This window comes from Streptomyces sp. NPDC059456 (assembly GCF_042750055.1).
Taxonomy (GTDB): Bacteria; Actinomycetota; Actinomycetes; order Streptomycetales; family Streptomycetaceae; genus Streptomyces.
This window is the reverse complement of sequence record NZ_JBHYVA010000157.1, coordinates 7250-14329: the sequence shown is the minus strand read 5'-3', so window position 1 is coordinate 14329 and position 7080 is coordinate 7250. Positions and strand designations below refer to the sequence as shown.

Here is a 7080-nt window from a genome sequence, read left to right as displayed (position 1 = left end):
CCTCACGCGCCGGCGGGGGCCGTCATGCACCCGTACCGCGCAGAGCGGACAGCTGGGCCGTGAACCAGTCCGCCGGCGGGAGCGCCGTGGCCGCGGCCGCCAGCCGCTTCGTACGCTCCAGCCGCTCGCCCGCCGGCATGGACAGCGCCGTGTGCAAGGCCTGCGCCGTCGCCGTGACGTCGTACGGGTTCACCGTCAGCGCGTCCTCGCGGAGTTCCTCGTACGCCCCCGCCCCCGACGACAGCACGAGCGCGCACCCCGCCTCCGACACCACCGGGATCTCCTTCGCCACCAGGTTCATCCCGTCCCGCACCGGGTTGACCAGTGCCACGTCCGCCAGCCGGTACGCGGCCAGCGAGCGCGCGAAATCGTCCTCGACGGACACCAGCACCGGCTGCCAGTCCGCCGTCCCGAACTCCGCGTTGATCTCCGCCGCCAGCTCCCGCACCGACTGCGTGTACGCGCGGTAGACCTCCAGGTCCTGCCGCGACGGGTACGCCGAGGCCAGGTGGACCACCCGCCCGCGCCACTCGGGGTGCGTGGTGAGCAGCTCCCGGTAGGCCAGCAGCCCGCGCAGGATGTTCTTCGACAGCTCGGTGCGGTCCACGCGGACGATCGTCGCCCGGTCGCCGACCTCGGCCCGCAGGGCGGCCAGCTTGTCGTCCACCACCGGCCGGTGCGCGAGCGCGCGCAGATCGTCCGCGTCGACGCCCAGGGGGTACTGCCGCACCTCGGTGAAGCGCCGCGGACCGTACCCCGACCCGTCGGCGGCCGTCCTGCGGTGGTGCACCCCCCGCTCGGGGACGCCGGCGGGCAGGTACGGCATGGCGACGCCCTCGTCGTCGTCCAGATCCGCCCCGGTGATGAACTCCTGCGCCCAGCGCCAGGTGTGGAAGCCCAGCTGGTCCGCGCCGAGCATGCCCCGCACGAGCTGCCCGCGCACGTCGTCCGGCAGCATGGCGAGGAACTCCCGCGAGGCCCACGGCGTGTGCGTGAAGTGCGCGATGCGCAGGTCGGGCCGCAGCTCGCGCAGCTGCCCCGGCACCAGTGCCAGGTGGTAGTCCTGCACCAGGACCAGGGCGCCCTCGGCGGCCTCCTCGGCCAGGGCCTCGGCGAAGGCCCGGTTGTAGGCGGTGTACGAGTCCCAGCGCCGCCGGAACTCCGCGTCGAAGACCGGCTCGCGCGGGACGTCGTAGAGGTGGTGGTGGGTGAACCACAGCACCGAGTTCGCGATGCCGTTGTACGCGTCGTCGTACGTGGTGGGATCGATGTCCAGCATCCGGACGCCGGGCTCCGAGACGCCCCGGCCGACCGCCTCCCGGTCCGCGTCCGACAGTGCCGCGCAGATCCACAGCGCCTCCGGCTGCCGGGCGAGCGCGGCGGAGAGGCCGGAGACGAGACCGCCGCCGCCGCGCCGGGCCGTGAGGGTGCCGTCGTCGGCGAGGACGTAGGAGAGCGGGCCGCGGTTCGCTGCAACGAGTACCTGGGAAGCCATGCCGCGAACCTAGCCCGGGGCCCGCCCGCTCAAACGTCAGTTCCCTCACGCCACCCTGCGGCCGGAGTACTCCTTGACCTCGGCCATCGGCGGCCGCTCCTCCGTGTCCACGGCGTACGTCCGCGGCACGAACCCGTTCGGCCCGCGCTCGAACTGGGTCAGCTCCGGGCGCACCAGGTGCCCGCGCGAGAGGCGCAGCTGCGCCGTGCGGTAGATCGCCGCGGCCATGCGGCCCAGCGCCCGGCCGTCCTGATGGCGGTGCAGCCGTACGCCGACGTCCACCTGGGCCAGCGCGTCCAGCCCGACGGTGTGCAGCGCGTCGACCAGCAGGCCCAGCTCGACGCCGTACCCGACGGGGAAGGGCAGGCGTTCCAGCAGGGAGCGGCGCACGGCGTACTCGCCGCCCAGCGGCTGGACGAACCCGGCCAGCTGCGGCCAGTGCAGGTTCAGCAGCGGCCGGGCGACCAGCTCGGTCACCCGGCCCCCCTGGGCCGGGACCTTGCCGGGGGCGGGCCCGTCGGCGTCCGCGCCGAAGGGGCGGTCGTACATCGCCTTGACGAACTGCACGTCCGGCTCCGTCAGCAGCGGGCCGACGATCCCGGACACGAACGCCGACGAGAAGTCCCGCAGGTCGGCGTCCACGAAGCAGACGATGTCACCCGTGGTCACCAGCAGCGAGCGCCACAGCACCTCGCCCTTGCCGGGCAGGGCCGGGATCCGCGGCAGGATCTCGTCGCGGTGCACCACCCGGGCGCCGGCCTTCGCCGCCACCTCCGCGGTCCGGTCGGTGGAGCCCGAGTCGATCACGATCAGTTCGTCGACGAGCGGCACCGCCGGCCCGTCGATCAGATCGCGCCGGATCACCTCGACGATGGCGCCGACCGTCTCCTCCTCGTCGAGCGCGGGCAGCACGACGCTGACCGTGGTGCCCGCCGCCCGCTTGGCGCAAAGCAGCTGGTCGAGCGGTCGGTCGGCCGCGGACCAGGAGCGGTCCGCAAACCAGCGCTCCACCTCTTCCAGCACGTTCGGCACTCCTCGGTATTCGTCGGCGCTCGGCATTTTCAGCCGAAAAGTGATCCATCTCGCGGTTCGGACGGCTGTCTCAACCACCCGGACCTTCAGTTACAGTCTTGAACAACGCGAAGGACCACCGCATGCCGGGGGTCCCCGCGCACAAACGCCCGGCCGCGCCATGGAGCGCGCGATCCGGTGCCATACCGCTCATCCAGAGGGGCAGAGGGACACGGCCCGTTGAAGCCCCGGCAACCCTCCAGTCGGTTCTCGCGCTTGCTTGCAGCAGCGGGGTCCCCGGCTAGGGAAGGTGCCAATTCCGTCTCATGGCGAAGTGCGCCATGGGGAAGATGAGGAGAAAGGGCCTCGCCATCATGGCTGCACAGACTGTTGCCACCTCTGTCGATCTCGGACCTGCCACCGGCCTCTCGTGTCGTGAGTGCGGTACCCGTTTCGAACTCGGACCCATCTTCGCCTGCGTCGAGTGCTTCGGTCCGCTCGAAGTCGCCTACGACCTCCCGGCCGGCGACCCCGAGGCGCTGCGCGCCGCGATCGAGGCCGGCCCCAACAACATCTGGCGCTACGCCCCGCTGCTGCCCGTCCCCGCCGACGTGGCCTCCAAGCCCAGCCTGAACCCCGGCTTCACCAAGCTCGTCGACGCGCAGAACCTGGCCAAGGAGCTCGGCGTCACCGGCAAGCTGTACGTCAAGGACGACTCCGGCAACCCGACGCACTCCTTCAAGGACCGCGTCGTGGCCATCGCCGTCGAGGCCGCCCGCGCGTTCGGCTTCACCACCCTGTCCTGCTCCTCCACCGGCAACCTGGCCGGCGCCGTCGGCGCCGCGGCCGCCCGGGCCGGATTCCGCTCCTGCGTGTTCATCCCGCACGACCTGGAGCAGGGCAAGGTCGTCATGGCCGGTGTGTACGGCGGCGACCTCGTCGGCATCGAGGGCAACTACGACGACGTCAACCGTTTCTGCTCCGAGCTCATCGGCGACCCGCTGGGCGAGGGCTGGGGCTTCGTCAACGTCAACCTGCGCCCCTACTACGGCGAGGGTTCCAAGACCCTGGCGTACGAGATCTGCGAGCAGCTCGGCTGGCAGCTGCCCGACCAGATCGTGATCCCGATCGCGTCCGGCTCGCAGCTGACGAAGATCGACAAGGGTCTCCAGGAGCTGATCAAGCTCGGTCTGGTCGAGGACAAGCCGTACAAGATCTTCGGCGCCCAGGCCGAGGGCTGCTCCCCGGTGTCCACCGCCTTCAAGGCCGGCCACGACGTGGTCCGCCCGCAGAAGCCGAACACCATCGCCAAGTCGCTCGCCATCGGCAACCCGGCCGACGGCCCGTACGTCCTGGACATCGCCCGCCGCACCGGCGGCTACGTCGAGGACGTCACCGACGAGCAGGTCGTCGAGGCCATCAAGATCCTCGCGCAGACCGAGGGCATCTTCGCCGAGACCGCGGGCGGCGTCACCGTCGGCGTGACCCGCAAGCTCATCGAGAACGGGCAGCTCGACCCGGCGCTGACCACGGTCGTCCTCAACACCGGCGACGGCCTCAAGACCCTGGAGGCGGTGGCCGCGGACAGCGGGCAGACCGCCACCATCCGCCCGAGCCTGGACGCGTTCCGCGCCGCCGGCCTGGCCTGACCATCCCCCCTCGCCCTACCGGAAAGGCAGTAGCGCCATGAGCGTCAACGTCCGCATCCCCACCATCCTGCGCACCTACACCGGCGGCCAGGCCGAGGTCACGGCCGAGGGCGCGAACCTCTCCGAGGTCATCGCGTCCCTGGAGGCGAGCCACCCGGGCATCGCCGCGCGCGTCCTGGACGACCAGGGCAAGCTGCGCCGCTTCGTGAACGTCTACGTCAACGACGACGACGTGCGCTTCGAGGGCGGTCTGGACGCCGTGACGCCGGACGGCGCGGGTGTTTCGATCATTCCCGCCGTCGCCGGGGGCTGCTGACGCACGAACCTGAATTACCCCCTCCGGTAAAAGCGGAGGGGGTAATTCTGCTTGGTTGGGCGCGGTAGAGTTGGGGAAGTCCCCTCCGCTGGACTTGCCCGCCGCATATGAGCGGGTCGCGTGAGGGTTGACATTGAGTCAATGTCCGGGTGCGGTATGGGGCTTTGGCGAGATATGCCGGGTCCGAGTTGCCCGGGAATATGCCAACTTTTCACTCTATTTCAATGTATCCCCGTGTCCAGAATTCTCGTCGGATTGACCTGTTGCAGACAGCAGCGGTGCAGATACATTCAGCCCCGGTCGAGGCGTTCCGGCGCAAGTTCTGACCCGGGACCGCGAAGTGCGGTCCCGCGCAAGGGCCAGTAATAGGGGAGTTAGGCATGGCTCAGGGCACCGTCAAGTGGTTCAACGCGGAGAAGGGCTACGGCTTCATCGCGGTCGACGGTGGTGCGGATGTGTTCGTCCACTACAGCGCCATCCAGATGGACGGGTACCGCACCCTTGAAGAGGGTCAGCGGGTCGAGTTCGAGATCTCGCAGGGCCAGAAGGGTCCGCAGGCGGACATGGTCAAGCTCGCCGTCTAGTCCCGGCGCGATCGACCACCGACGCATACACACGAGGGCCCGCATCCTTGAGGAGGGATGTGGGCCCTCGTGGCGTGTCCGCCCCCGGGGCGTGGGTGAACCGCCCCCCGCTCCCCGAAGCCGCTTGCACTCGGAGGGGTCGAGTGCTAATCATTGGCGTTAGCACTCTCGTGCTGAGAGTGCTACTACACAGGACCGGGTCGGTGAGGCCCGCAGGGTCCGGCGGGAAGGAACCGCCGGGCACGCAGGCCGTCCGTCGCGGGCGCGGGCGCGGTCCGGAGCAATCCAACCCTCCCCTCGCGCCGTCGGTGCAGGGGGAACCCCAGTCCTGGAGGACCACTTCAGATGGCCAAGATCATTGCGTTCGACGAGGAGGCCCGGCGCGGTCTCGAGCGCGGGATGAACCAGCTCGCCGACGCCGTCAAGGTCACCCTTGGCCCCAAGGGTCGCAACGTCGTCCTTGAGAAGAAGTGGGGCGCCCCCACGATCACCAACGATGGTGTCTCCATCGCCAAGGAGATCGAGCTCGAGGACCCGTACGAGAAGATCGGCGCCGAGCTGGTCAAGGAAGTCGCCAAGAAGACGGACGACGTCGCGGGCGACGGTACGACCACCGCCACCGTGCTCGCCCAGGCGCTCGTCCGCGAGGGCCTGCGCAACGTGGCCGCCGGCGCCAACCCGATGGCCCTCAAGCGCGGCATCGAGAAGGCCGTCGAGGCCGTCTCCGGCGCCCTGCTGGAGCAGGCGAAGGATGTCGAGACCAAGGAGCAGATCGCTTCCACGGCCTCCATCTCCGCCGCCGACACCCAGATCGGCGAGCTCATCGCCGAGGCCATGGACAAGGTCGGCAAGGAAGGCGTCATCACCGTCGAGGAGTCCCAGACCTTCGGTCTGGAGCTGGAGCTCACCGAGGGCATGCGCTTCGACAAGGGCTACATCTCGGCGTACTTCGCCACCGACATGGAGCGTATGGAGGCGTCCCTGGACGACCCGTACATCCTCATCGTCAACTCCAAGATCGGCAACGTGAAGGACCTCCTTCCGCTGCTCGAGAAGGTCATGCAGTCCGGCAAGCCGCTGCTGATCATCGCCGAGGACGTCGAGGGCGAGGCCCTGTCGACCCTGGTCGTCAACAAGATCCGCGGCACCTTCAAGTCCGTCGCCGTCAAGGCCCCGGGCTTCGGCGACCGCCGCAAGGCCATGCTCGGTGACATCGCCATCCTCACGGGCGGCACGGTCATCTCCGAGGAGGTCGGCCTCAAGCTGGAGAACGCGGGCCTCGACCTGCTCGGCCGCGCCCGCAAGGTCGTCATCTCCAAGGACGAGACCACGATCGTCGACGGTGCCGGTGACAGCGACCAGGTCCAGGGTCGCGTCAACCAGATCCGCGCCGAGATCGAGAACTCCGACTCGGACTACGACCGCGAGAAGCTCCAGGAGCGCCTCGCGAAGCTGGCCGGCGGCGTGGCCGTCATCAAGGCCGGCGCCGCGACCGAGGTGGAGCTCAAGGAGCGCAAGCACCGCATCGAGGACGCCGTCCGCAACGCGAAGGCGGCCGTCGAGGAGGGCATCGTCGCCGGTGGTGGCGTGGCCCTGCTCCAGGCCTCCGCGGTCTTCGAGAAGCTCGACCTGTCGGGTGACGAGGCGACCGGCGCCAACGCCGTGAAGCTCGCCCTGGAGGCCCCGCTCAAGCAGATCGCCGTCAACGGTGGTCTCGAGGGTGGCGTCGTCGTGGAGAAGGTCCGCAACCTGACCGTCGGCTGGGGCCTGAACGCCGCGACCGGCGAGTACGTGGACATGATCGCCGAGGGCATCATCGACCCGGCGAAGGTCACGCGCTCCGCTCTGCAGAACGCCGCGTCCATCGCCGCGCTGTTCCTGACGACCGAGGCCGTCATCGCCGACAAGCCGGAGAAGGCCGCCGCTGGCGCGCCGGGCGGCATGCCGGGCGGTGACATGGACTTCTGATCGGCCCCTGGCTGATCGGCTGTTCTTCGACCGAGGGCGGCACTCCCCGTACAGGGG

General features: G+C 69.7%; 6 protein-coding genes and 1 riboswitch. Of the genes, 4 read left to right on the top strand and 2 right to left on the bottom strand.

Translation table 11 applies throughout. The features are described 5' to 3' along the window. Positions 1–22: 22 nt before the first annotated feature. Together ACFXA3_RS16375 and ACFXA3_RS16370 are read right to left on the bottom strand one after the other, a co-directional pair. Positions 23–1495: a trehalose-6-phosphate synthase gene (locus tag ACFXA3_RS16375; protein ID WP_385187294.1), complete on the bottom strand. Its 1473-nt coding sequence runs from the start codon at positions 1493–1495 to the stop codon at positions 23–25. 45 nt (positions 1496–1540) lie between these two features. Next, positions 1541–2518, bottom strand: a complete 978-nt coding sequence (locus ACFXA3_RS16370; RefSeq protein WP_385187292.1) for a glucosyl-3-phosphoglycerate synthase — start codon at positions 2516–2518, stop codon at positions 1541–1543. Between the two features lie 195 nt (positions 2519–2713). Beyond that, positions 2714–2863, top strand: a riboswitch (SAM riboswitch). 17 nt (positions 2864–2880) lie between these two features. Here ACFXA3_RS16370 and thrC point away from each other — a divergent pair. The 4 genes from thrC to groL all read left to right on the top strand — a co-directional run bounded on the left by thrC (position 2881) and on the right by groL (position 7023). Beyond that, entirely contained in the window at positions 2881–4155 is a 1275-nt protein-coding gene (thrC, locus tag ACFXA3_RS16365) for a threonine synthase (protein WP_385187290.1), read from the top strand. A 37-nt stretch (positions 4156–4192) separates the two neighbouring features. Then, complete coding sequence (locus ACFXA3_RS16360) at positions 4193–4471, top strand: MoaD/ThiS family protein (RefSeq protein ID WP_266628119.1); 279 nt, start codon at positions 4193–4195, stop codon at positions 4469–4471. Positions 4472–4851: 380 nt separating this feature from the next. Continuing rightward, a complete protein-coding gene (locus ACFXA3_RS16355) occupies positions 4852–5055 on the top strand; it encodes a cold-shock protein (RefSeq protein WP_005315736.1) in 204 nt (67 codons plus the stop codon). 345 nt (positions 5056–5400) lie between these two features. Continuing rightward, the gene (gene groL / locus ACFXA3_RS16350) at positions 5401–7023 is read left to right on the top strand and encodes a chaperonin GroEL (RefSeq protein WP_376197820.1); all 1623 of its coding nucleotides are present in this window, start codon (positions 5401–5403) and stop codon (positions 7021–7023) included. Positions 7024–7080: the final 57 nt, after the last annotated feature.

Bases quoted from the DNA above. Each gene is read 5' to 3' on its own strand.
- ACFXA3_RS16375 (WP_385187294.1), bottom strand. From the start codon at position 1,495: ATGGCTTCCCAGGTACTCGTTGCAGCGAACCGCGGCCCGCTCTCCTAC.
- thrC (WP_385187290.1), top strand. From the start codon at position 2,881: ATGGCTGCACAGACTGTTGCCACCTCTGTCGATCTCGGACCTGCCACC.
- ACFXA3_RS16360 (WP_266628119.1), top strand. From the start codon at position 4,193: ATGAGCGTCAACGTCCGCATCCCCACCATCCTGCGCACCTACACCGGC.
- ACFXA3_RS16355 (WP_005315736.1), top strand. From the start codon at position 4,852: ATGGCTCAGGGCACCGTCAAGTGGTTCAACGCGGAGAAGGGCTACGGC.
- groL (WP_376197820.1), top strand. From the start codon at position 5,401: ATGGCCAAGATCATTGCGTTCGACGAGGAGGCCCGGCGCGGTCTCGAG.